The 21,301-nt window shown below is 70.3% G+C and carries 21 protein-coding genes; 11 read left to right on the top strand and 10 right to left on the bottom strand.

Going from position 1 to position 21,301, the window contains the following annotated elements:
* Positions 1-228: 228 nt before the first annotated feature.
* Positions 229-1,797, top strand: a complete 1,569-nt coding sequence (locus tag ACIPTO_RS13820) for a sulfatase-like hydrolase/transferase (RefSeq protein ID WP_401192126.1) — start codon at positions 229-231, stop codon at positions 1,795-1,797.
* 18 nt (positions 1,798-1,815) lie between these two features.
* On the opposite strand, the gene dusB is transcribed toward ACIPTO_RS13820, so the two are convergent.
* A complete protein-coding gene (dusB, locus tag ACIPTO_RS13815; RefSeq protein WP_401191521.1) occupies positions 1,816-2,994 on the bottom strand; it encodes a tRNA dihydrouridine synthase DusB in 1,179 nt (392 codons plus the stop codon).
* A gap of 97 nt (positions 2,995-3,091) precedes the next feature.
* Between dusB and ACIPTO_RS13810 the strand changes: the two genes are divergently transcribed.
* Positions 3,092-4,537 (top strand): MFS transporter, encoded by a 1,446-nt coding sequence (locus ACIPTO_RS13810; RefSeq protein ID WP_401191518.1) that lies wholly within the window; start codon positions 3,092-3,094, stop codon positions 4,535-4,537.
* A 69-nt stretch (positions 4,538-4,606) separates the two neighbouring features.
* Here the strand turns inward: ACIPTO_RS13810 and ACIPTO_RS13805 are convergent, their stop codons facing one another.
* On the bottom strand, positions 4,607-5,557 hold the full coding sequence (locus tag ACIPTO_RS13805; protein WP_401191515.1) for a helix-turn-helix transcriptional regulator: 951 nt from the start codon (positions 5,555-5,557) through the stop codon (positions 4,607-4,609).
* A 101-nt stretch (positions 5,558-5,658) separates the two neighbouring features.
* Between ACIPTO_RS13805 and ACIPTO_RS13800 the strand changes: the two genes are divergently transcribed.
* From ACIPTO_RS13800 to ACIPTO_RS13785, 4 genes are all read left to right on the top strand, one after another.
* The gene (locus ACIPTO_RS13800) at positions 5,659-7,086 is read left to right on the top strand and encodes an MFS transporter (protein WP_366313745.1); all 1,428 of its coding nucleotides are present in this window, start codon (positions 5,659-5,661) and stop codon (positions 7,084-7,086) included.
* 135 nt (positions 7,087-7,221) lie between these two features.
* Positions 7,222-7,428: a hypothetical protein gene (locus ACIPTO_RS13795; RefSeq protein WP_401191512.1), complete on the top strand. Its 207-nt coding sequence runs from the start codon at positions 7,222-7,224 to the stop codon at positions 7,426-7,428.
* Between the two features lie 72 nt (positions 7,429-7,500).
* Entirely contained in the window at positions 7,501-8,649 is a 1,149-nt protein-coding gene (locus ACIPTO_RS13790) for a serine hydrolase domain-containing protein (protein WP_401191509.1), read from the top strand.
* A gap of 86 nt (positions 8,650-8,735) precedes the next feature.
* The gene (locus ACIPTO_RS13785; protein WP_366313739.1) at positions 8,736-9,125 is read left to right on the top strand and encodes a hypothetical protein; all 390 of its coding nucleotides are present in this window, start codon (positions 8,736-8,738) and stop codon (positions 9,123-9,125) included.
* A gap of 18 nt (positions 9,126-9,143) precedes the next feature.
* Here the strand turns inward: ACIPTO_RS13785 and ACIPTO_RS13780 are convergent, their stop codons facing one another.
* A complete protein-coding gene (locus tag ACIPTO_RS13780; RefSeq protein WP_401191506.1) occupies positions 9,144-9,725 on the bottom strand; it encodes a TetR family transcriptional regulator in 582 nt (193 codons plus the stop codon).
* Between the two features lie 26 nt (positions 9,726-9,751).
* Entirely contained in the window at positions 9,752-10,762 is a 1,011-nt protein-coding gene (locus tag ACIPTO_RS13775) for an aldo/keto reductase (RefSeq protein ID WP_401191504.1), read from the bottom strand.
* A 177-nt stretch (positions 10,763-10,939) separates the two neighbouring features.
* Between ACIPTO_RS13775 and ACIPTO_RS13770 the strand changes: the two genes are divergently transcribed.
* Positions 10,940-11,986, top strand: a complete 1,047-nt coding sequence (locus tag ACIPTO_RS13770) for a chitinase (RefSeq protein WP_401191501.1) — start codon at positions 10,940-10,942, stop codon at positions 11,984-11,986.
* A gap of 66 nt (positions 11,987-12,052) precedes the next feature.
* Here the strand turns inward: ACIPTO_RS13770 and ACIPTO_RS13765 are convergent, their stop codons facing one another.
* Positions 12,053-13,435 (bottom strand): glycine--tRNA ligase, encoded by a 1,383-nt coding sequence (locus ACIPTO_RS13765; protein WP_366313731.1) that lies wholly within the window; start codon positions 13,433-13,435, stop codon positions 12,053-12,055.
* A 185-nt stretch (positions 13,436-13,620) separates the two neighbouring features.
* On the opposite strand from ACIPTO_RS13765, the gene ACIPTO_RS13760 reads away from it, so the two are divergent.
* Genes ACIPTO_RS13760 through ACIPTO_RS13745 form a run of 4 tightly spaced genes read left to right on the top strand, consistent with a single transcriptional unit; the run spans position 13,621 to position 16,757 of the window.
* Entirely contained in the window at positions 13,621-14,577 is a 957-nt protein-coding gene (locus ACIPTO_RS13760; protein ID WP_401191499.1) for a metal ABC transporter substrate-binding protein, read from the top strand.
* A 7-nt stretch (positions 14,578-14,584) separates the two neighbouring features.
* Positions 14,585-15,385, top strand: a complete 801-nt coding sequence (locus ACIPTO_RS13755; protein WP_401191496.1) for a metal ABC transporter ATP-binding protein — start codon at positions 14,585-14,587, stop codon at positions 15,383-15,385.
* The gene (locus ACIPTO_RS13750; RefSeq protein ID WP_366313727.1) at positions 15,385-16,287 is read left to right on the top strand and encodes a metal ABC transporter permease; all 903 of its coding nucleotides are present in this window, start codon (positions 15,385-15,387) and stop codon (positions 16,285-16,287) included. The genes ACIPTO_RS13755 and ACIPTO_RS13750 overlap by 1 nt, the downstream gene beginning before the upstream one ends.
* A 59-nt stretch (positions 16,288-16,346) precedes the next feature.
* The gene (locus tag ACIPTO_RS13745) at positions 16,347-16,757 is read left to right on the top strand and encodes a Fur family transcriptional regulator (RefSeq protein ID WP_200686659.1); all 411 of its coding nucleotides are present in this window, start codon (positions 16,347-16,349) and stop codon (positions 16,755-16,757) included.
* Between the two features lie 125 nt (positions 16,758-16,882).
* Here the strand turns inward: ACIPTO_RS13745 and ACIPTO_RS13740 are convergent, their stop codons facing one another.
* The 5 genes from ACIPTO_RS13740 to ACIPTO_RS13720 form a co-directional block, all read right to left on the bottom strand.
* Positions 16,883-17,728, bottom strand: coding sequence for an isoprenyl transferase (locus ACIPTO_RS13740; RefSeq protein WP_366314479.1), 846 nt, complete (start codon positions 17,726-17,728; stop codon positions 16,883-16,885).
* A gap of 73 nt (positions 17,729-17,801) precedes the next feature.
* The gene (gene recO / locus ACIPTO_RS13735) at positions 17,802-18,551 is read right to left on the bottom strand and encodes a DNA repair protein RecO (protein WP_366313725.1); all 750 of its coding nucleotides are present in this window, start codon (positions 18,549-18,551) and stop codon (positions 17,802-17,804) included.
* Positions 18,552-18,612: 61 nt separating this feature from the next.
* Complete coding sequence (locus ACIPTO_RS13730; RefSeq protein WP_366313723.1) at positions 18,613-18,828, bottom strand: hypothetical protein; 216 nt, start codon at positions 18,826-18,828, stop codon at positions 18,613-18,615.
* Between the two features lie 384 nt (positions 18,829-19,212).
* Positions 19,213-20,163, bottom strand: coding sequence for a hypothetical protein (locus tag ACIPTO_RS13725; RefSeq protein WP_401191492.1), 951 nt, complete (start codon positions 20,161-20,163; stop codon positions 19,213-19,215).
* A gap of 168 nt (positions 20,164-20,331) precedes the next feature.
* On the bottom strand, positions 20,332-21,300 hold the full coding sequence (locus ACIPTO_RS13720; RefSeq protein WP_401191490.1) for an SCO2521 family protein: 969 nt from the start codon (positions 21,298-21,300) through the stop codon (positions 20,332-20,334).
* Position 21,301: the final 1 nt, after the last annotated feature.

Genomic DNA, 21,301 nt, shown 5'->3' with positions numbered 1-21,301 from the left:
TCCCCCGACTCCGAGGTACCCGCCCCGGAAGCCGAAGCCGAAGCCGACGCCTCGGCCACCGACGCCGACCCGGACGCGGCCCCCGCCCCCGCCCCCCGAACCTGGAGCAGTCCCCTCGGCCTCCGCCGCCGTGTACGGGCCTGGCGGGGAACGCACCCCGTCGCCGCCCGCGTGCTCTCCTGGACCGTCACCGTCCTCGCCGCCGCGCTCGTCTACGTCTGTCTGCAGATGCCGACGACGGTGAACAGCCTGAAGCCCACGGAGTTCATACGGCTCCCGGCGGAGGCGATCATGGGCGCGGTCGTGCTGATCAGCCTGCCGCGTCGGCCGCGGATCGTGGTGGCGGCGCTCTCCGGCGTGCTCACCGCCGTCGTGGCGATCCTGAACATGCTCGACATGGGCTTCAACGAATACCTGGGCCGCGGCTTCAACGTGATCCTGGACTGGAGCCTGTTCGCCGACGCCCAGAGCTATCTCAAGGACACCTTCGGCGGCGCGGCCACCACCGCCATCACGGTCGGCCTGATCCTCTTCGTCGTACTGCTGATCGTCCTGGTCTCGCTGGCCACCGTCCGCCTCGCCAACCTGCTCGCCGCGCACAAGGCCCACGCGTCCCGGGGCGCGCTGATCGCCGGCACGGTCTGGATCACCTGCACGGCGTTCGGCCTCCAGGTCTCCGGGGTGCCGCTCGCCGCCGACCACACCGCCGCGATCCTCAAGCTCCGCACGGTCGCCGTCCGCAACACCCTGCGCGACGAGGCCGAGTTCAAGAAGGTCGCCAAGGTCGACGCCTTCGGCAACACCCCGGGCAGCCAGCTCGTCCCCGACCTGCGCGGCAAGGACATGATCTTCACCTTCATCGAGAGCTACGGCCGGAGCGCGATCGAGGATCCGATCATGGCGCCGGGTGTCGACGAGACCCTCGCCGCCGACACCAAGGCCCTGGCGAAGGCGGGCTTCGCCGCGAAGAGCGGCTGGCTGACCTCGGCGACCTACGGCGGCAGCAGCTGGCTCGGCCACTCCACCACCATGTCGGGCCTGTGGGTCAGCAACCAGCAGCGCTACCGCACGGTGATGGCCAGCGACCACCTCAGCCTGACCGACGCCTTCAAGAAGACCGGCGACTACGACACCATCGGGGTGATGCCGGGCGTCCAGAAGGGCTGGCCCGAGCAGAGCTTCTACGGCCTCGACAAGGTCTATAACGCCTTCCAACTCGGCTACAAGGGACCGAAGTTCAGCTGGTCGACGATGCCGGACCAGTACGCGCTGGAGCAGTTCCAGAAGCAGGTGCACAGCAAGCCCCGCGCCGACGGCAAGTCCCTGATGTCGATGATCATCCTGACGTCGAGCCACCAGCCCTGGGCGCCGATCCCGAAGCTCGTCCCGTGGGACCAGCTGGGCAACGGCTCGATCTTCGACTCGATCGAGAAGGCCGGCAACAAGGCCTCCGACGTCATCGCCGACACCACCAAGTCCCGCCAGGAGTACGGCAAGTCGATCCAGTACTCGGTGAACTCCCTGACCCAGTGGCTGGAGCGCTACGGCAACGACAACACCGTGCTCGTCTTCCTCGGCGACCACCAGCCGATCGCCCGGGTCAGCGGCAACCACGCCAGCCGCGACGTCCCGATCTCGATCGTCGCCAAGGACCCCAAGGTCCTTGAGAAGGTCGACAGCTGGAACTGGACGGACGGCCTGCGTCCCGCGCACGACGCCCCGGTGTGGAAGATGAGCGCGTTCCGCGACAAGTTCCTCACGGCGTACGGCTCGACGCCCCACCCGAAGAAGAACTGACCGGCCCGCGAGGGCCGTTCAGCCCCCGGACGTGTCCAGTTCCGCGTCCTCGCCGATCCCCGCGCAGTCGTACGGGTCCTTCAGCCACCCGTCCGGCAGCACCACCCGGTTGTTGCCGGACGTACGGCCGCGGGGCCCGTCGGCGCCCGCCGGCCAGGCCTGGTCGAGGTCCAGCTCGTCCAGCCCGGAACGGAGTTCGTCCAGGGACGAGGTGATCGCGAGCCGCTTGCGCATCTCGCTGCCGACGGCGAAGCCCTTCAGGTACCAGGCGACGTGCTTGCGGAAGTCGATGACCCCGCGCGCCTCGTCCCCGATCCACTCGCCGAGCAGCGTCGCGTGCCGCACCATGATGGCGGCGACCTCGCGCAACGACGGCTTCAGCACGTCCTGCGGACGCCCCTCGAAGGCGGCCACGAGGTCGGCGAAGAGCCAGGGCCGCCCGAGGCACCCGCGCCCGACCACGACGCCGTCGCACCCGGTCGCGCGCACCATCCGCAGCGCGTCCTCGGCCGACCAGATGTCGCCGTTGCCGAGCACGGGGATCTCCGGCACATGCTCCTTGAGCCGCGCGATGGCGTCCCAGTCCGCCGTGCCGCCGTAGTGCTGGGCGGCGGTGCGGCCGTGCAGCGCGATGGAGGTGACGCCCTCCTCGACGGCGATACGGCCGGCGTCGAGGAAGGTGATGTGGTCGTCGTCGATGCCCTTGCGCATCTTCATGGTGACGGGCAGGTCACCGGCCCCGCTGACGGCCTCCTTCAGGATCGCGCGCAGCAGGTTCCGCTTGTACGGCAGCGCGGAGCCGCCGCCCTTGCGGGTGACCTTCGGCACCGGACAGCCGAAGTTCAGGTCGATGTGGTCGGCGAGGTCCTCCTCCGCGATCATGCGGACGGCCTTGCCGACGGTCGCCGGGTCCACGCCGTACAGCTGGATCGAGCGCGGCTTCTCGCTCGCGTCGAAGTGGACCAGCTGCATGGTCTTCTCGTTGCGCTCGACCAGCGCCCGGGTCGTGATCATCTCGCTGACGAACAGGCCCTTGCCGCCGCTGAACTCCCTGCACAGGGTGCGGAAGGGCGCGTTCGTGATCCCGGCCATGGGGGCCAGGACGACGGGCGGCGAGACGACGTGCGGACCGATCCGCAGGGGCGACACGGCCGGGGCGGCAGACGGGGAGGCGAGCGGGGCGACGGGCGTGGACATTGCTCCATTGTCCCGCACCGCGCCGGGTACCCGGCCACAGGACCATGTATCGGTAATTAGTTAGCCGCACTATCGAGTTTGGCGTACGATGGTGCGCATGCCCGAGCTCAGCCATCGCCGCCGACAGCTGGTGCTCGCGATCTGCTGCATGAGTCTGCTGATCGTGAGCCTGGACGTCACCATCCTGAACGTCGCCCTGCCCGCGATGCAGACCGATCTGCACGCGTCGACCTCCGGTCTGCAGTGGACGATCGACGCGTACACCCTGGTCCTGGCCTCCCTGCTGATGCTGGCGGGTTCGACGGCCGACCGGATCGGCCGCAAACGGGTCTTCGTCGTGGGCCTGGTGGTCTTCAGCCTCGGCTCGCTGCTCTGCTCCGTCGCACCCGACCTGGACTCGCTGATCTGGTTCCGCATGATCCAGGCGGTCGGCGGCTCGATGCTCAACCCGGTCGCGATGTCGATCATCACCAACACCTTCACCGAGCCGCGCGAGCGCGCCCGGGCGATCGGCGTGTGGGGCGCGGTCGTCGGCATATCGATGGCCGCGGGCCCGCTGATCGGCGGGCTGCTGGTGGACTCGGTCGGCTGGCGCTCGATCTTCTGGATCAACCTGCCGGTGGGCCTGGCCGCCCTGCTGCTCACCCTGAAGTTCATCCCCGAGTCCCGCGCGCCCAAGGCCCGCCGTCCCGACCCGGTCGGCCAGCTCCTGGTCATCGCCCTGTTCGGCTCGCTGACGTACGCGATCATCGAGGCGCCGGACTCCGGGTTCACCTCGATCCTGCCGTTCGCGATCCTCGCGCTGGCCGCACTCGTCGCGCTGCTCTGGTACGAGCCCCGGCGCGACGAACCCCTCATCGACCTGCGGTTCTTCCGTTCGGCGCCGTTCAGCGGGGCGACGGTGATCGCGATCAGCGCGTTCTCGGCGCTCGGCGGGTTCCTGTTCCTGTCCACGCTGTACCTGCAGAACGTGGTGGGCCTCGACGCGCTGCACGCCGGTCTGTGGATGCTGCCGATGGCCGTGCCCACCTTCCTGTGCGCGCCGATATCCGGGCGGCTGGTCGGCAGTCACGGTCCGCGCATGTCCCTGTTGATCGCGGGGGCGGCGATGACGGCGAGTGCGGTGCTGTTCGCGGGGTTCGAGGCGGAGACGTCCGGGGTCTCGCGGTTCATCGGGTACGCGCTGTTCGGCATCGGGTTCGGTTTCGTGAACGCGCCGATCACCAACACCGCGGTGTCCGGGATGCCGCGGGCGCAGGCCGGGGTCGCGGCGGCCGTCGCGTCCACCAGCCGGCAGCTGGGGCAGACGCTGGGGGTCGCCGTGGTGGGCGCGGTGCTGGCTTCCGGGGTGTCGGCGTCGTCGTACAAGGAGACGTTCGTCTCCGCGGCCCGGCCCGGGTGGTGGATTCTGGTGGCGTGCGGGCTGGCCGTGCTGGTGCTCGGTGCGGTGACCAGTGGGGTGTGGGCCCGGCGGACCGCCGAGCGTACGGCTGATCAGCTGTCGTCCGTCGAGGTGCGCGAAGCGGCGGGGATCAGCGCCTAGTTCTGCGGGTGCTGCGGGTTGCGGGTGCGTGGGGGCTTGTCGCGCAGTTCCCCGCGCCCCCGGGTGGGCCTACCTCGCCCGCGCCAGTTCGTGCAGCGTCTCCAGGCGCTCCCGTGACTCCTCGTCCGCCGGGGCGTAGGTGACCATCCGCGGGCCCCGCGACGGGCCCAGCCACAGGTCCGTGTGGTCGACCGTGAGGCGGCCCACGTGGGTGTTGCGGAACTCCTTGCGGCGCGGACTGGCGCCCATGACCTCGTGGCGGTCCCAGATCTCGCGGAACTCGGGGGACGTGCGCAGACGCTTGAGGAGGGTCTTCCAGGTGGGGTCGGCGAGGTGATCGGCCATGGCGCCGCGGAAACGGGCGGCCATGAGGCGCTGGCTCTTCTCCAGGTGCACGATCGACGACTGCCACTCGGCGTGCGTGTAGGAGAGGATCAGGCAGTTGCGGTCCTCCGGCGGGACGGCGTCCAGGTCGCAGAGCAGCATCCCGTAGGTGCGGTTGTGCGCGAGGATGTCGTACCTGCTGTTCTGCAGGCAGGCCGGGATCGGGTCCAGCTGGTCCAGCATCGCCTGGAGGGCGGGCGTGACGACCGCGCAGCTCGTGGCCGGCCGGGGGTCGGTCGCACCGGCGAGCTGGAAGAGGTGGGAGCGTTCGCTGCCGTCCAGGAACAGGGTGCGGGCGAGGGCGTCGAGGACCTGCACGGAGACCTGGATGTCCCGGGCCTGTTCGAGCCACGTGTACCAGGTGACCCCGACCGCGGCGAGCTGTGCGACCTCCTCGCGGCGCAGGCCGGGTGTCCGGCGCCGGGTGCCGCGCGGCAGGCCGACCTGCTCGGGGGTGATGTGCTCCCGGCGGTGGCGCAGGAACGCGGCGAGTTCATGACGCCGGACGGTCGACGCGTTCTGCGGGGCGGCCCCCGGGTCGGCACTCGCCCCGGTCACCGCACCGGTCACCGCGCCGGCCGCCGGCCCCGGCGCCACCGCCGCTCCCGCCCCGGTCTCCTCTGCCATCGTCGTCATCGCTCCAGTCTGCCGCCGCCCGCATCCTGTTTCCAGGTAGTCCTTCTACCAGGATAAGAACACTCTGGTACCCGTCTCCCGGAAGGCGCACGCTCGGCAGCGTGACCGAAACCATCACTTCCCGCACCGTCCGATCCCCGGCGGCTGCACCCGTGCTCAGCGGCCTCGGACTGTTCACCGTGCTGCTGGCCGCGGCGCTGCCCCTCATCGACTTCTTCATCGTGAACGTGGCCCTGCCGACCATCGGCAGGGACCTCTCGGCGAGCGAGGCCGTCCTCGAACTCGTCGTCGCCGGGTACGGGGTCGCGTACGCCGTGCTGCTCGTCCTCGGCGGCCGGCTCGGCGACCTGTTCGGCCGGCGGCGGCTGTTCCTGGGCGGGATGGCCGCGTTCGGGCTGACCTCGCTGGCGTGCGGGCTCGCGCCCACGGCCTGGACGCTGGTCGCCGCGCGGATCGCGCAGGGCGCCGCGTCCGCGGCGATGCTCCCGCAGGTCCTCGCCACCATCCAGGCCGCCACCCAGGGCCCGCGCCGCGCCAAGGCGATGGGCCTGTACGGCGCGACCGCCGGGCTCGCCATGGTGGCGGGCCAGATCCTCGGCGGGGTGCTGGTGGCCGCCGACATCGCCGGCACCGGCTGGCGCGCGGTGTTCCTGGTGAACGTGCCGGTTGTCGTCGTCGGCCTGTTCCTGGCCGCGAAGGTGGTGCCGGAGACGCGTTCCCCGCACCCGGAGCCGGTGGACGTGCCCGGCACCCTCCTCCTCGCCGCGTCCCTGCTGGCGCTGCTGGTGCCGCTGACCGAGGGCCGGGCCGCGGGCTGGCCGCTGTGGACGTGGCTGTCGCTGGCCGCGTTCCCGGGGCTGGCGTCGGCGTTCTACGCGGTGGAGCGCCGGGCCGACCGGCAGGGGCTCACACCGCTGGTGCCGCCGAGTCTGCTGGCGCTGGACTCGCTGCGCCGCGGGCTGGTGATGATCGTGCCGTTCGCGATCGGCTTCAGCGGCTTCATGTTCGTGATCGCGGTGGCGCTGCAGAGCGGCGCGGGGCTCGGCCCGGTCGCCGCCGGCCTGGCTCTGGTCCCGCTGGCGGTGACGTTCTTCCTCGCCTCGCTCGCCGGGCCGCGGCTGGTGAACCGGTACGGCACGCGGGTGGTGACCGCCGGTGCGGTCGTCCAGGCGGTGGGCCTGGGCCTGATCGTGCTGGCCGTGTGGCGCTCCTGGCCGCACCTCGGCTTCGTCGAACTGCTTCCGGGCGCGGCCGTCGCCGGTGCCGGTCAGGCGCTCCAGCTGCCCATCATCTTCCGCATCATCCTGTCCGAGGTGCCGACCGCCCGGGCCGGTGTGGGCGCCGGTGTCATGGTCACCACCCAGCAGTCCGCGCTGGCGCTGGGCGTGGCCACCCTCGGCACCCTCTTCCTCTCGCTGGTCCCGGGCATGGGCATGCGGGACGCGCTGGCGATCACGCTGTCGGCACAGCTGGCGGGGGTCGTGCTGACCGGCCTGCTGAGCCTGCGGCTGCCGCGCACGATCGGCTGACCCGGCGCGTGACATCCCGGACACCATCCGGGATGTCATGCTCACAGCTTGGACAACTCGGCGTGAATCACGCCCTGTTGATGTTGGTATTGCTGCACACTCCTTGCCGGACAGTCCCGAACGGAGGCGAGGCGCATGTTGCAGATCAACACGAGCAAAGTGAGCCGCTGGGACGAGCACGGGCGGGAACACGTCGTCCGCGTGCAGCGCAAGGGAGCGCAGCGCATGATCGTGTGCGACACGTGCGGCTGGAAGAAGAGCGCGCAGTTCCTGCCGTGGCTGAAGGCGGAGGAGCATCTGGCCGAGGAGCACCGGGCGACGGTGGACCGGTCCGCCGAGTGACCGGGAAGCGATGAGTTCGCGGGGCGGGGAGAGTCGTACCGGATACGACTCCCCGGACCGGAAGGCCGACTCATGAGCTCTCTCCAGGACACCCTGCGGCGGCGTGTCGACGACGGCACCGTGCCGGGCGCGGTGGGTCTGGTGGCCCGCGGCGACGACGTCGAGGTGGTCGCCGTCGGCTCGGCCGACGTCGAGGGCACCGCTCCGATGGCCCGCGACTCGATCTTCCGGATCGCCTCGGTCAGCAAGCCGGTCACGGCCGCCGCGGTGCTGGCGCTGGTGGAGGACGGACGGCTCGCGCTGGACGCCCCGGTGGCGGAGTGGCTGCCGGAGCTGGCGAAGCCGGTGGTGGCCCGTACGCCGTCCTCGCCGGTCGACGACGTGGTCCCGGCGGAGCGTCCGGTCACGGTCGAGGACCTGCTGAGCTTCCGGGCCGGCTGGGGCTTCCCCGACGACTTCTTCCTGCCGGCGGTCCAGGCGCTGCTCTCGTTCCAGCAGGACGGCCGCGCGCCCTATCTGCAGCCGGACCCCGACGAATGGCTCGCCCGGCTGGCCCGGGTCCCGATGGTGCGCCAGCCGGGCGCCGCGTGGCTGTACAACACCGGCTCGGACATCCAGGGCGTCCTGGTCGCCCGCGCCTCGGGCTCGTCCTTCCCCGACTTCCTGGCGGAGCGGTTCTTCGGGCCGCTGGGCATGACGGACACGGGGTTCGCGGTGCCGGAGTCCGAGCGGTCCCGCTTCACCACCGCCTACACCCCGGGCGAGCCGGGCGTTCTGGTACGGGCCGACACCCCGGACGGCGGCTTCAGCCGGCCCCCGGCCTTCCCCTCGGGCGCCGGCGGCCTGGTCTCGACGGCCGACGACCTGCTGGCCTTCCACCGCATGCTCGGCGCCGGCGGCGCCGCACCGGACGGCACCCGTGTCCTCTCCCCCACCTCGGTCGCCCGCATGACCACCAACCACCTCCCCGCCGCCCAGCGCGAGGCCGCCGCCCTCTTCCTGGAGGGCCAGGGCTGGGGCTACGGCGGCCAGGTCGACGTCGATCCGGTCGACCCGTGGAACGTCCCCGGGCGCTACGGCTGGGTCGGCGGCACCGGCACGGCCGCCCACGTGGTCCCGCCCACGGGCACGGTGACGGTCCTGCTGACGCAGGTCGCGATGACCAGCCCGACGCCGACCGCGCTGATGCGGGAGTTCTGGGCGTCCACGGCGGGGCGCTGATCCTCCCGACTCGCCGTCGCGGCCGACCGGCCCCAGCATGGTTGGGCGTGCTCAGCCGAACGCCCAACCGAACGACAGGAGTCCCCGTGAACGTCACACTCCGCGGTCGCGGTACCCGTACGCTCGCCGCCGGTGCCCTGAGTCTCGCCCTGCTGTCGGCCGGGACCGCGAGCGCCTTCGCCGCGTCCCCGAGCCCGAGCGCCATGGGCTCGATCACCGTCAAGGCCGACAGGAGCACGGTCAAGGCCGGCGACAAGGTGACCTTCACCGGCCGTACGAAGGGCCTGAAGGTCGGCACCAAGCTGGTGCTCCAGCACGAGAAGTCCGGGAAGTGGAACGCGCTCAACGCGTCCACCGTGGTCAAGAACGGCAGCAGCTACTCGCTCACCGCGAAGCTCAACACCAAGGGCAAGGAGCAGCTGCGGATAGCGGCGGGCACGACCTACTCCCCGACCGTCACCGTCAAGGTCGACTGACCTGATCCGGCGGCGAGTTCACCGCAGCCCCCGCACCAGCAGCTCCACCATGTCCCCGAACTCCCCCTCCACGCCCGGCTTCAGCCACTCCCGGGCGTAGGAGGGGTCGTGGAAGCGGCCCGTGGCCTGGAACACCGCGCGGGCGGCCACGGCCGGGTCGGGGACGGTGAAGGCGCCGCTGTCGACGCCCGCCCGCACGATCTCCGTGAGCTGGCCGGTGAGTTCGGCGATGTGCTCGCTGACCGCCTCGCCCGCTTCCTCGGCGAGGAACGAGTACGTGGCGAAGAGTTCGGGATCGCCGCCCGCCTTCTTCCGCTTGGCGTCGAACAGCCCCGCCAGCCAGTTCCGCAGCCGCGTCTCCGGGTCGCGGTCCTCCGTCACGAAACCGGACAGCGTCTCCGAGGTCCGGTCGAGCCAGCGCTTGGTGACGGCCTCGCGCAGCGCCGCCTTGGTGCGGAAGTGCCGGTAGACGGTGCCGTGGCTGACGCCGAGCGCGCGGGCCACGTCCACCACGGTGGCCTTCGCCGGGCCGTGGCGGCGCAGCACCTCCTCGGTCGCTTCGAGGATGCGCTCGGCGGTCAGGGTCTCGCTCGGTGCCATGACGAAGACCGTACCCGCAGGCCGGATCAGCGTTCGCTGTCGAGGTGCGCCATCATCGCCGACGGGTAGCGGTCGCCCACCGCGGAGTCCGCCGGTACGGCCGCCTCGATCGCCGCCAGGTCTTCCGCGTCCAGGACGACGTCCAGCGCGCCCAGCGACTCCGCCAGCCGCTCCCGGGTCCGCGCGCCGACCAGCGGCACGATGTCCTCGCCCCGCGACAGCACCCAGGCGATGGCGAGCTGGGCGACGGAGACGCCCTTCTGCTCGGCGAGCTTCCGCAGCTGCTCGACCAGGGTCAGGTTGTGCTGGAGGTTCTCGCCCTGGAAGCGCGGCGAGTGCGCCCGGAAGTCGCTCGCGCCGAGCTGCCGGTCGGGCGTGAAGTGCCCGGAGATCAGGCCCCGGGACAGCACGCCGTACGCCGTGACGGCGATGCCCAGCTCGCGGGTGACGGGCAGGATGCGGTCCTCGATGCCACGGGTGATCAGCGCGTACTCCAGCTGGACGTCCGCGATCGGCGCGGTCGCGGCGGCCCGGCGGATCGTGTCGGCGCCGACCTCGCTGAGTCCGATGTGCCGGACGTACCCCTGCTCGACGAGTTCGGCGATGGCGCCGACGGTCTCCTCGATCGGTACGCCGGGGTCGACCCGGGCGATCCGGTACACGTCGATGTGGTCGACGCCGAGGCGCTGGAGGGAGTAGGCGGCGAAGTTCTTGACGGCGGCGGGGCGGCCGTCGTAGCCGGACCAGCCGCCGGCCGGGTCGCGCAGGGCCCCGAACTTCACGCTGGTGAGGGCCTGTTCGCGGCGGGCGGCGGGGGCGGTGCGCAGGGCTTCGCCGATCAGCATCTCGTTGTGGCCCATGGCGTAGAAGTCGCCGGTGTCGAGGAGCGTCACGCCCGCTTCGAGGGCCGCGTGGACGGTGGCGATGGACTCGGTGCGGTCCGCCTCGCCGTAGAGCGCGGACATGCCCATGCAGCCGAGGCCGAGGGCGGAGACCTGGGGGCCGGTGGTTCCGAGAGTGCGTGTGGGGATCGTCATGGGTCCACCTTTGCATGACAGCTGACAGATTTCAATATCTGTCATTCCATACTTGTCAGCCCACCCGACGCCGACGCGATCGATTGGTACAGACCTCTTGACGAAAGGTCTGGACCACGAGCACTGTCATGTCTACGACGCACGACACCTCACCGCACCCCCACCGGGAGGCCTCGCATGCTCCGTCGCCTTGTCACCGCCGCCCTCGCCGCGGCCACCCTCCTCGTCCCCCTCTCGATCGCCACCGCCCCCACCGCGTCCGCGGCCGACACCTGCGCCGTCAAGTCCCGCCCGGCCGGCAAGGTCCTCCAGGGCTACTGGGAGAACTGGGACGGCTCCTCCAACGGCGTCCACCCGCCCTTCGGCTGGACTCCGATCACCGACTCCCGTATCGCCGCGCACGGCTACAACGTGATCAACGCGGCCTTCCCGGTGATCCGTTCCGACGGAACGGCCCTCTGGGAGGACGGCATGGACGCGGGGGTGAAGGTGGCCACGCCCGCCGAGATGTGCGCGGCGAAGGCCTCCGGCCAGACCGTCCTGATGTCGATCGGCGGCGCGGCGGCCGGCATCGACCTCAGCTCCACCGCCGTGGCGGACAGGTTCGTCGCGACGATCGTGCCGATCCTGAAGAAGTACAACTTCGACGGCATCGACATCGACATCGAGACCGGCCTGGTCGGCAGCGGAAACATCAACCAACTCTCCACGTCCCAGGCCAACTTGATCCGCATCATCGACGGCATCCTCGGCCAGATGCCGGCCGGCTTCGGCCTGACGATGGCCCCGGAGACCGCCTACGTCACCGGCGGGAGCATCACGTACGGCTCGATCTGGGGCGCGTATCTCCCGATCGTGAAGAAGTACGCGGACAACGGCCGCCTGTGGTGGCTCAACATGCAGTACTACAACGGCAGCATGTACGGCTGCTCCGGCGACTCGTACTCGGCGGGCACCGTCGCGGGCTTCACCGCCCAGACCGACTGCCTCAACAAGGGCCTGGTCGTCCAGGGCACGACGATCAAGGTGCCCTACGACAAGCAGGTCCCGGGCCTGCCCGCCCAGTCGGGCGCGGGCGGCGGCTACATGGCGCCGTCCCTGGTCTCCCAGGCCTGGAAGCACTACGGCACGAGCCTCAAGGGCCTGATGACCTGGTCCATCAACTGGGACGGCTCGAAGAACTGGACGTTCGGCGACAACGTGAAGGCCCTGCAAGGCCGTTGAGACCCCCATGCGAAAGGCCGGACGGGCATGCAGCCCGTCCGGCCTTTCGTTCAGGCGGAGTCGACCCTAGGCGCCGACGAGACGCCCGGCGAGGTAGCCCTCGATCTGGTCGAGGGAGACCCGCTCCTGCTTCATCGAGTCGCGCTCGCGGACCGTCACCGCGTTGTCGTCGAGCGTGTCGAAGTCGACCGTCACGCAGTACGGCGTACCGATCTCGTCCTGACGGCGGTAACGACGGCCGATCGCGCCCGCGTCGTCGAACTCGATGTTCCAGTTCTGCCGGAGCGCGGCGGCGAGGCCCTTCGCCTTCGGGGACAGCTCCGGGTTCCGGGACAGCGGCAGCACCGCGACCTTCACCGGGGCGAGGCGGTGGTCGAGCCGCAGCACGGTCCGCTTCTCCAGCTTGCCCTTGGCGTTGGGCGCCTCGTCCTCGACGTACGCGTCGAGCAGGAACGCCAGCATCGCCCGGCCGACACCGGCCGCCGGCTCGATGACGTACGGCGTCCAGCGCTCCTGGGCCTCCTGGTCGAAGAAGAGGAGGTCCTGGCCGGAGGCCTTGGAGTGGGCGGTCAGGTCGTAGTCGGTGCGGTTGGCCACACCTTCCAGCTCGCCCCACTCGTTGCCGCCGAACTGGAAGCGGTACTCGATGTCAGCGGTGCGCTTGGAGTAGTGGGAGAGCTTCTCCTTGGGGTGGTCGTACCACCGCATGTTCTCCTCGCGCAGGCCCAGGCCGGTGTACCAGTTCCACCGCTCCTGCATCCAGTACTCCTGCCACTTCTCGTCCTCGCCCGGCTTGACGAAGAACTCCATCTCCATCTGCTCGAACTCGCGGGTGCGGAAGATGAAGTTGCCGGGCGTGATCTCGTTGCGGAAGGACTTGCCCATCTGCGCGATGCCGAACGGCGGCTTCTTGCGCGAAGTGGTCAGCACCTGGCCGAAGTTGGTGAAGATGCCCTGGGCGGTCTCGGGGCGCAGGTAGGCGACGGAGCCGGTGTCCTGCGTCGGGCCGAGGTGGGTGGAGAGCAGGCCGGAGAACTGCTTGGGCTCGGTGAACTGGCCCTTGTTGCCGCAGTTGGGGCAGTTGACGTCGGCCAGGCCGTTCTCGGGGAGGCGGCCGTGCTTGGCCTCGTACGCCTCTTCCAGGTGGTCGGCGCGGAACCGCTTGTGGCACGCGGTGCACTCGGTGAGCGGGTCCGAGAACGTGGCGACGTGGCCGGACGCGACCCAGACCTCGGGGGCCAGGATGACGGACGAGTCGATACCGACCACGTCCTCGCGCGACGTCACCATGTAGCGCCACCACTGACGCTTCAGGTTCTCCTTGAGCTCGACACCCAGCGGTCCGTAGTCCCAGGCGGCCTTCTGGCCGCCGTAGATCTCACTACAAGGGAAAACGAAGCCACGGCGCTTGCTCAGGCTGACGATGGTGTCGATCTTGTCGGCGGCCACGATGCTCTCTTCATGACGAATGGACGGTAAGGAGGGGCGACGCGAAGCGCCTCGATGAGGGGCGGCGGTCGGGAGACGGGCGGGCGAATGACTTAGGTTACCGGCGCTGCCCTCCCCCTTATCAAATCGGTTCCCCACCCAGGGCTTGTTGACAACGGTTTCCATCTCAGTTGAAAATGACTGTCATGAACGTACGACGACGCCACATATCCGGGATCGCCATCGCCGCGGCCACCGCCCTCGGTCTCGGGACCCTCTCCGCCTGCTCCGACAGCGCGTCCGCCGCCAACACGGACAAGTTCGACGTCGTCGCGGCGTTCTACCCGCTGCAGTACCTCGCCGAGCAGATCGGCGGCGACCACGTGCACGTCACCAGCCTGACGAAGCCCGGCCAGGAACCGCACGACCTGGAGATCAGCGCGCAGCAGACCGCCGCGCTCGGGGAGTCCGACGCGGTGCTCTACCTCAAGAACCTCCAGCCCGCCGTCGACGACGCGGTGAGCCAGTCCGAGGTCAGGACGAAGATCGACGCCGCCTCCCTGACCACGCTGGAGAAGCACGGCAACGAGGTCGGCGGCCACGCGGCCTCGCACGACACCTCGGAGAACGACGAGCTGGCCGGCCTCGACCCCCACATCTGGCTCGACCCGGTGCGCTACGCCCAGGTCGCCGAGGGCGTCGGCAAGGCCTTCGAGAAGGCCGACCCGAAGAACGCGGCCGACTACCGGACGCGCACCGCGGCCCTGGTCAAGAAACTCGACGCCCTCAACACCGAGTTCAAGACAGGCCTGGCCGACACGAAGACCAAGGTGTTCATCACCACCCACGCCGCCTTCGGCTACCTCGCCGAGCGCTACGGCCTCACCGAGGAGGCCATCAACGGCCTCGACCCCGAGTCGGAGCCCAGTGCCCAGCGCGTGAAGGAACTTGAGAAGATGGCCAAGGCCGACGGCGTCACCACGGTGTTCTACGAGACGCTCGTCAGCGACAAGACCGCGAAGACCATCGCCGCCGACGCGCACCTGAAGACGGACGTCCTCGACCCGATCGAGGGCATCACCGCCAAGTCCCGCGGCAAGGACTACTTCTCGGTCCAGCAGGCCAACCTCAAGGCCCTGCAACAGGCCCTGGGAAGCAAATGACCAGCAAATGGCCAGCACGGAGGACGAGTTGATGAGCGACTTGATGAGCGAGCCCGTCATATCGCTGCGCGGAGTCCGCGCCGAACTGGGCGCACGCCCCGTCCTGCGCGGCATCGACCTCACCGTGCGCCGCGGTGAGGTGGTCGCGCTGCTCGGCGCCAACGGCTCCGGCAAGTCGACCGCGATCCGCACGGTCATCGGCCAGGTCCCGCTCAGCGGCGGCGAGATCAAGCTGTTCGGCACCCCGCGCCGCGCCTTCAGGGAGTGGCGGCGCGTGGGCTACGTACCGCAGCGCACGACCGCCGCGGGCGGCGTCCCCGCCACCGTCACCGAGATCGTCGCCTCCGGCCGCCTCTCCCGCGCCCGCTTCGGCGTGCTCCGCAAGGCGGACCACGAGGCCGTACGGCACGCCCTGGAGCTGGTCGGGATGGCGGACCGCGCCAAGGACTCCGTCAACGCGCTCTCCGGCGGCCAGCACCAGCGGGTGCTGATCGCCCGCGCGCTCGCCGCCGAACCCGAACTCCTCATCATGGACGAGCCGATGGCGGGCGTGGACCTCGCCAGCCAGAAGGTGCTGGCCGACACGCTCACCCGCCAGGTCGCCGAGGGCGCGACGGTACTGCTCGTCCTGCACGAACTCGGCCCGCTGGAACCGCTGATCGACCGCGCCGTGGTCCTCCGGGACGGCTGCGTCCAGCACGACGGCCCGCCGCCGCGCGCGCTCGGCCAGCACGCTCTGCCGGGCCACGACCACGTCCACCCGCACGCGGCGGACGCCGAACCGATCCGCACGGGACTGCTGAGCTGATGGACCTCCTCGACTACGCCTTCATGCAGCGGGCGCTCATCGCCGCCGTCCTGGTCGGCATCACCGCCCCCGCGATCGGCATCTACCTCGTGCAGCGCCGCCAACCCCTCATGGGCGACGGCATCGGTCACGTCGCGATGACCGGCGTCGGCCTCGGCTTCCTGCTGAACGCCTCCCCCGTCTGGATGGCCACCGCCGTCTCCGCCCTCGGCTCGGTCCTGATGGAACTGATCCGCTGGTACGGCAAGACCCGCGGCGACATCGCCCTCGCCATGCTCTTCTACGGCGGCATGGCGGGCGGCGTGATGTTCGTCAACCTCGCGCCGGGCGGCTCGAACGCCAACCTGAACTCGTACCTCTTCGGCTCCCTCTCCACCGTCTCGCAGTCCGACGTGACCGCGATCGGCATCCTCGCCGCCTTCGTGATCGTGGTCACGCTGGGGCTGCGGCGGCAGCTGTTCGCCGTGAACCACGACGAGGAGTTCGCCCGCGTCACCGGCCTGCCCGTGCGCGCCCTGAACCTGCTGACGGCGGTCACCGCGGCCGTCACCGTCACCGTCGCGATGCGTGTCGTGGGCCTGATCCTGGTCTCCGCGCTGATGGTGGTGCCGGTCGCCGCCGCACAGCAGCTCACCCGCAGCTTCGGGGCGACCCTCGCCATCGCGGGCGTCATCGGCGTGACCGTGTCCGTCGGCGGCACCGTCACCTCGTACTACCAGGACGTCCCGCCCGGCGCGACGATCGTGCTCCTGACGATCGCCGCGTTCATCGCGCTCACCGCGCTGGCGACCCCGCTGGCCCGGCGCCGGGCCCGGGCGGCGGCCGCCGCGCGACCCGCGGGGGACCCGGTGGAGTGCGCGATTCCGGCCACACGGGGGGCCGCCGACGAGGTCGGCGTCTGACCCTGCACAGCCCGGGCTGGCACAATGGCTCGGCAAAGTGCAGACGTGAGGAGGCAACGGTGACGACGGCCGGCCCGCCCGTGAAGGGACGATCCACCCGCCAGCGTGCCGCCGTGTCGGCGGCGCTCAACGAGGTCGACGAGTTCCGCAGCGCCCAGGAACTCCACGACATGCTCAAGCACAAGGGTGACTCGGTCGGCCTGACCACGGTCTACCGCACCCTCCAGTCCCTCGCCGACGCCGGCGAGGTCGACGTGCTGCGCACGTCGGAGGGCGAGTCGGTGTACCGCCGCTGCTCCACGGGCGACCATCACCACCACCTGGTGTGCCGGGTGTGCGGCAAGGCGGTGGAGGTCGAGGGACCCGCCGTCGAGAAGTGGGCTGAGGCCATCGCCGCGGAGCACGGGTATGTGAACGTGGCCCACACGGTGGAGATCTTCGGGACCTGCGCGGAGTGCGCCGCGGGCTGACCGGGCTCTGTGCGGGTGGGCCGGGGTGAGCGTCCCTGGGGGCTGCCGCCCCCAGACCCCCGCTTCGGCCTGAACGGCCTTGTCCTCCAACGCCGGACAGGCCGGAACGCAGCTCCCGGCGGGCTCTAGAGCGAACCGCCCCGCATGTTCTTCTCCATCTCCAGCAGCTTCTCGTTCGGCACCGCGCCGCCGAACCGCCGGTCGCGCTGGGCGAATTCGACGCAGGCACGCCACAGGTCGCGGCGGTCGAAGTCCGGCCACAGGACGTCCTGGAAGACCATCTCGGCGTAGGCGCTCTGCCAGATCAGGTAGTTGGAGGTGCGCTGCTCGCCGCTGGGGCGCAGGAAGAGGTCGACCTCGGGCATGTCCGGGTAGTACATGTACTTGGCGAAGGTCTTCTCGTCGACCTTGGCCGGATCCAGCCGGCCCGCCTGCACGTCCTCGGCCAACGCCTTTGCCGCGTCGGCGATCTCGGCCCGGCCGCCGTAGTTCATGCAGAAGTAGAGCGTGAGCGCGTCGTTGTTCTTGGTCTGCTCCTGCGCGATCTGCAACTCCTTGGCGACCGACCGCCACAGCTTGGGCATCCGGCCCACCCACCGCACCCGGATGCCGAGTTCGTCGAGGGTGTCGCGGGTCTTGCGGATGAAGTCGCGGTTGAAGTTCATGAGGAAGCGCACCTCGTCGGGCGACCGCTTCCAGTTCTCGGTGGAGAAGGCGTACAGCGAGATCGCGCCGACCCCCATCTCGACTCCGCCCTGGAGCACGTCGAGGACCCGCTCGGCGCCGACCTTGTGGCCCTCGGTGCGCGGCAGCCCGCGGTCCTTCGCCCAGCGTCCGTTGCCGTCCATGACGATCGCCACGTGCCGGGGGATCAGCTCACCCGGCAGCTTCGGCGCGGTGGCCCCCGACGGGTGCGGCTCCGGCGCCGTGTACTCGCGCCGCTGGCGCCCCAGGATCCCGCGTACGGCCATGTGCTTCTCGCTCCTCATGCCTCTTGGTGCCTCTTGCTGTGTCTTGCTGTGTCTAGCTGTGTCTCACGACGTGCTACGACTTCTCGACGTACCGCAGTGAGCGCAGTCCGCGCTCCATGTGCCAGTGCAGATAGGCGGACACCAGGCCGCTGCCCTCCCGCACGTGCCGCGCCTCGCAGGCGTCCGCCGTCTCCCAGTCTCCCGTAAGCAGCGCACCGAGGAGTTCCAGGGCCTGCGGTGAGGGTACGACGCTCCCGGCCACCCGGCAGTCCGCGCAGACGACCCCGCCCGACGCGACGGAGAAGAACCGGTTCGGGCCCGGCATCCCGCACTTCGCGCAGTCCCCGAAGCTCGGCGCGTAGCCGTTGACGGCGAGGGAACGCAGCAGGAACGCGTCGAGGATGAGATGCGGGGCGTGCTCGCCACCGGCGAGTGTCCGCAGCCCGCCCACCAGCAGCAGGTACTGCTGCACGGCGGGCTCGCCCTCGTGGTCGGTGAACCGCTCGGCGGTCTCCAGCATCGCCGTGCCGGCGGTGTACCGCGCGTAGTCGGCGACGATCCCGCCACCGTACGGAGCGATGGTCTCACTCTGGGTGCACAACGGCAGCCCGCGGCCGACGAGTTCGCTGCCCCGCGCGAAGAACTGGACGTCCACGTGCGAGAACGGCTCCAGCCGCGCCCCGAACTTCGACTTGGTCCGCCGCACCCCGCGCGCCACCGCGCGCACCCGCCCGTGACCCCGGGTGAGCAGCGTGATGATCCGGTCCGCCTCACCCAGCTTCTGGGTGCGCAGCACGATGCCGTCGTCGCGGAACAGACTCATGACGCCCATTGTCCCTTACGGCTTCACGGCCCCGGGACGCGTCGGGGCATCCGGGGACCCGTCAGGGGACCTCACCGCGGCTTCGGGCGTTCGCATGGGCGGTGGCCGCGCTCAGCCGCTCGGCCGGGGTCGCGTCCCGCAGCGCGGCCGGCTCGACGTCCCACTCCCGCCCGCCACCGTACGGGCGGAGCTGGACGTAAGGCCCCTCGTGCCCCATGACGATGCCCACTCGTCCGGTACGGGTGTCCATGGCGACCGATCCGACCGGCGGTTTCATCGCTCTCCTCGCACCCGAACCCGCAATTCCATCAAGGTGTCCTTCGCCTCAGATCAGTGTGCCCACACCTGGCTCCCCTCCCTTTCGGAGTTTCACGCTTCTCCACTTCACGAACCCCTTCCGCCCCTACACTCGGCAGGAGTCTGTCGACCACAAGTTCCTTGTGGGAAACGGGTGTTGGCATTGGCCAATGCTTGACGTCGGACAGCCGGGAAAAGCCGCCGGGGCAGCTCGAACGGGCCTTTCGGACGGTACGGAAAAGGGCGGCCAACCGGTTTGACGGAATTCCGAAATCCGGCGCCGCCGATCCCACGCCGTCATCCCGCGCCCGTCGTCCGACGCCCCTTTTCGGGGCCGTCGGCGGACGGGGACCGACCGCGGCGGCTACGACCGGGTGCTGCCGCCGCCCGGCGCGTGCACCCGGGGTTCCGGGGCCGGACTGACACTCGGCGCCGGGCCCGGCTGGGCGTCCGGTTCCGTCGCCTCCCACAGCACGTTGAAGCGGTTGATGCGTTCCTCGACGTGTTCGTGGGTCATCTTCAGGGTCGTCTTGGCGGGCATGACGCGGATGTCGGGCTCGGTCTCGTAGGAGAGTTCGCCGTCGAAGATGATGAAGTCGTTCAGCGAGTTGATCTGGGCGGTCGGTTCGAGGAGGGCACGGACCGCGATACGCGCGTCGATACCGAACTTGCGGTGCCTCTCGCAGAGTTGGCGGAGGCTGCCGGTAACCTCCGACTCCTCGTCGACGAGGAAGACGCGCCGGATCTCCACCCGGCGGGACTTGATGGCCGTCTCCTGGGCGGCGAGATAGCGGCGCGCGGGCTCGCTGGACCAGAAGTCGCGGTCGACGGACGTGCTGGTGGCGTAGAGGGTGCGCTTGACGCACTTGGTGAGGTCGATCAGCCACTCGTGGTTCTCGCCGGGGCAGTCCGCCGTGCCGTTGCCGAGACTCTCCATGAGCAGCGCGAGACGGCCCAACTCCTCCTCGGCGAAGGCCTTCACGATGCTCGCGCCCTGCTCGCCCACTTTCGTGTAGCCCAGCACCAGCCGGGTCACCTCGTCCGAGCGCAGCACCGAGCCGTCGACCTTGCTGTACAGCTCCGTCGCCGCGTTGATCTTCGCGAAGCTCTCCTCGACCGCCGCGCGCATCTCGGTGTGGTGGCTGGAGAGGCTGTCCTTCATGTCCCGGATGCGCCTCTTCTGGCTCTCCTGGACGGCCTCCAGCCGCTCCCCGAAGTCCACGAGCAGCTGCACGATCAGCGTGGCGCAGCCGAGGACGATGGACATCGTCCACTGCCACAGGTCGCCGTCGTTCTCGTTGAGGACGTTGGTCACGAAGAACGCGGCCACTCCCGCTAAGACCGCGACCCCCGTCCTGATGAACAGCCTGGACGCGCGCTGGTCGTGGTTCTGCTGTGGAACGGTCCCTGGTCCCGCCCCCGGTGTCGTCACTCCGTTCATGTGAGCCTCTCCCCCGTCGGATATGCGGTTCGTGCCGCCCCGTCAGCGCGTGCTCAGCGCCTGGTGCAGCAACGGAATGGCCTGTATGGCCAGTTGGTCCCGGATACGCTGGCGAAGGTTCTCCCATTGGCGGCTGAAGCCCGGTTCCCGCTCCAGTACGTCCCACAGGTGTCCCAGCGTGCGGTCCACGTGCGCGCGCGGCATCCACAGATGCAGCAGGTGATCCACGGCCGGGCGCAGCGCCAGGACCGCCGCGGGCCCGTCCGCCGCACCGAGCCGGCTGTTCTCCAGCATGTGCACCACCGTCGTCAAAAGCCAGTCGTGCAACGCGAGGTCTTCGCAGAGCCCCGCGACCGCGGCGGTCTCGGTGCCCTCGGGCACTCTCAACTCCACGGTCCGCAGGCCGTCTTCGGCCAGCGTGAAGCGGTCCAGGGTGGCGTCCTCGCCCTCCGGCGCCTGCCGCGCGGCCCACCGCAGCTGGGTGCGGCGGGACTTGAAGGGCGCCTTGTGGTCGAGGAGGGGGTGGCGCACCAGCTGTGCCAGCAGCCCCTCGGCGATCATCCCGAGGTCCAGCTCGCCGCGCCCGCCGCCGCGCAGCACACCGTCCGCCGTGGCCTGTTCGGGCAGTTTCCCGAACGGTTCGACGACCCCGGGGCGGACGAGGTAGTGCCCCCAGGGCTGCCGTACGTCGGGGCCGGCGGCCGGGGCGCTGAAGTAGGCGGTGGACTGGAGCACCCGGCCCTCGGTGAGCGCCGCGCGGGCGGCCACCGTGCCGACGGCCCTGACCTTGGCGCCGTTGGAGGTGGGCAGCCGGCAGTCCACGCCGGTGAGAACCTCGGGCGAGAGGGCGTAGAGGTTGGGCCGCTCGGAGACGCGGACGTGTTCGTCGGCGCGCAGCCGCAGGAGCTGGGCGGCGGCGCGGCCGTCCAGCGCCTGGAAGGACGGCAGCAGGCCGGTGCGCACCTCGCCGCAGGCGAGGACCGGGCGCGCGGGCCGTCCAGGAGTCGTCATG

Origin of the sequence: Streptomyces sp. NPDC090083, from assembly GCF_044747445.1 — a bacterium.
In the GTDB taxonomy this organism is placed as follows: domain Bacteria; phylum Actinomycetota; class Actinomycetes; order Streptomycetales; family Streptomycetaceae; genus Streptomyces.
Note: the sequence above shows the minus strand (reverse complement) of the source record. Positions and strands in the feature narration are given on the sequence as shown.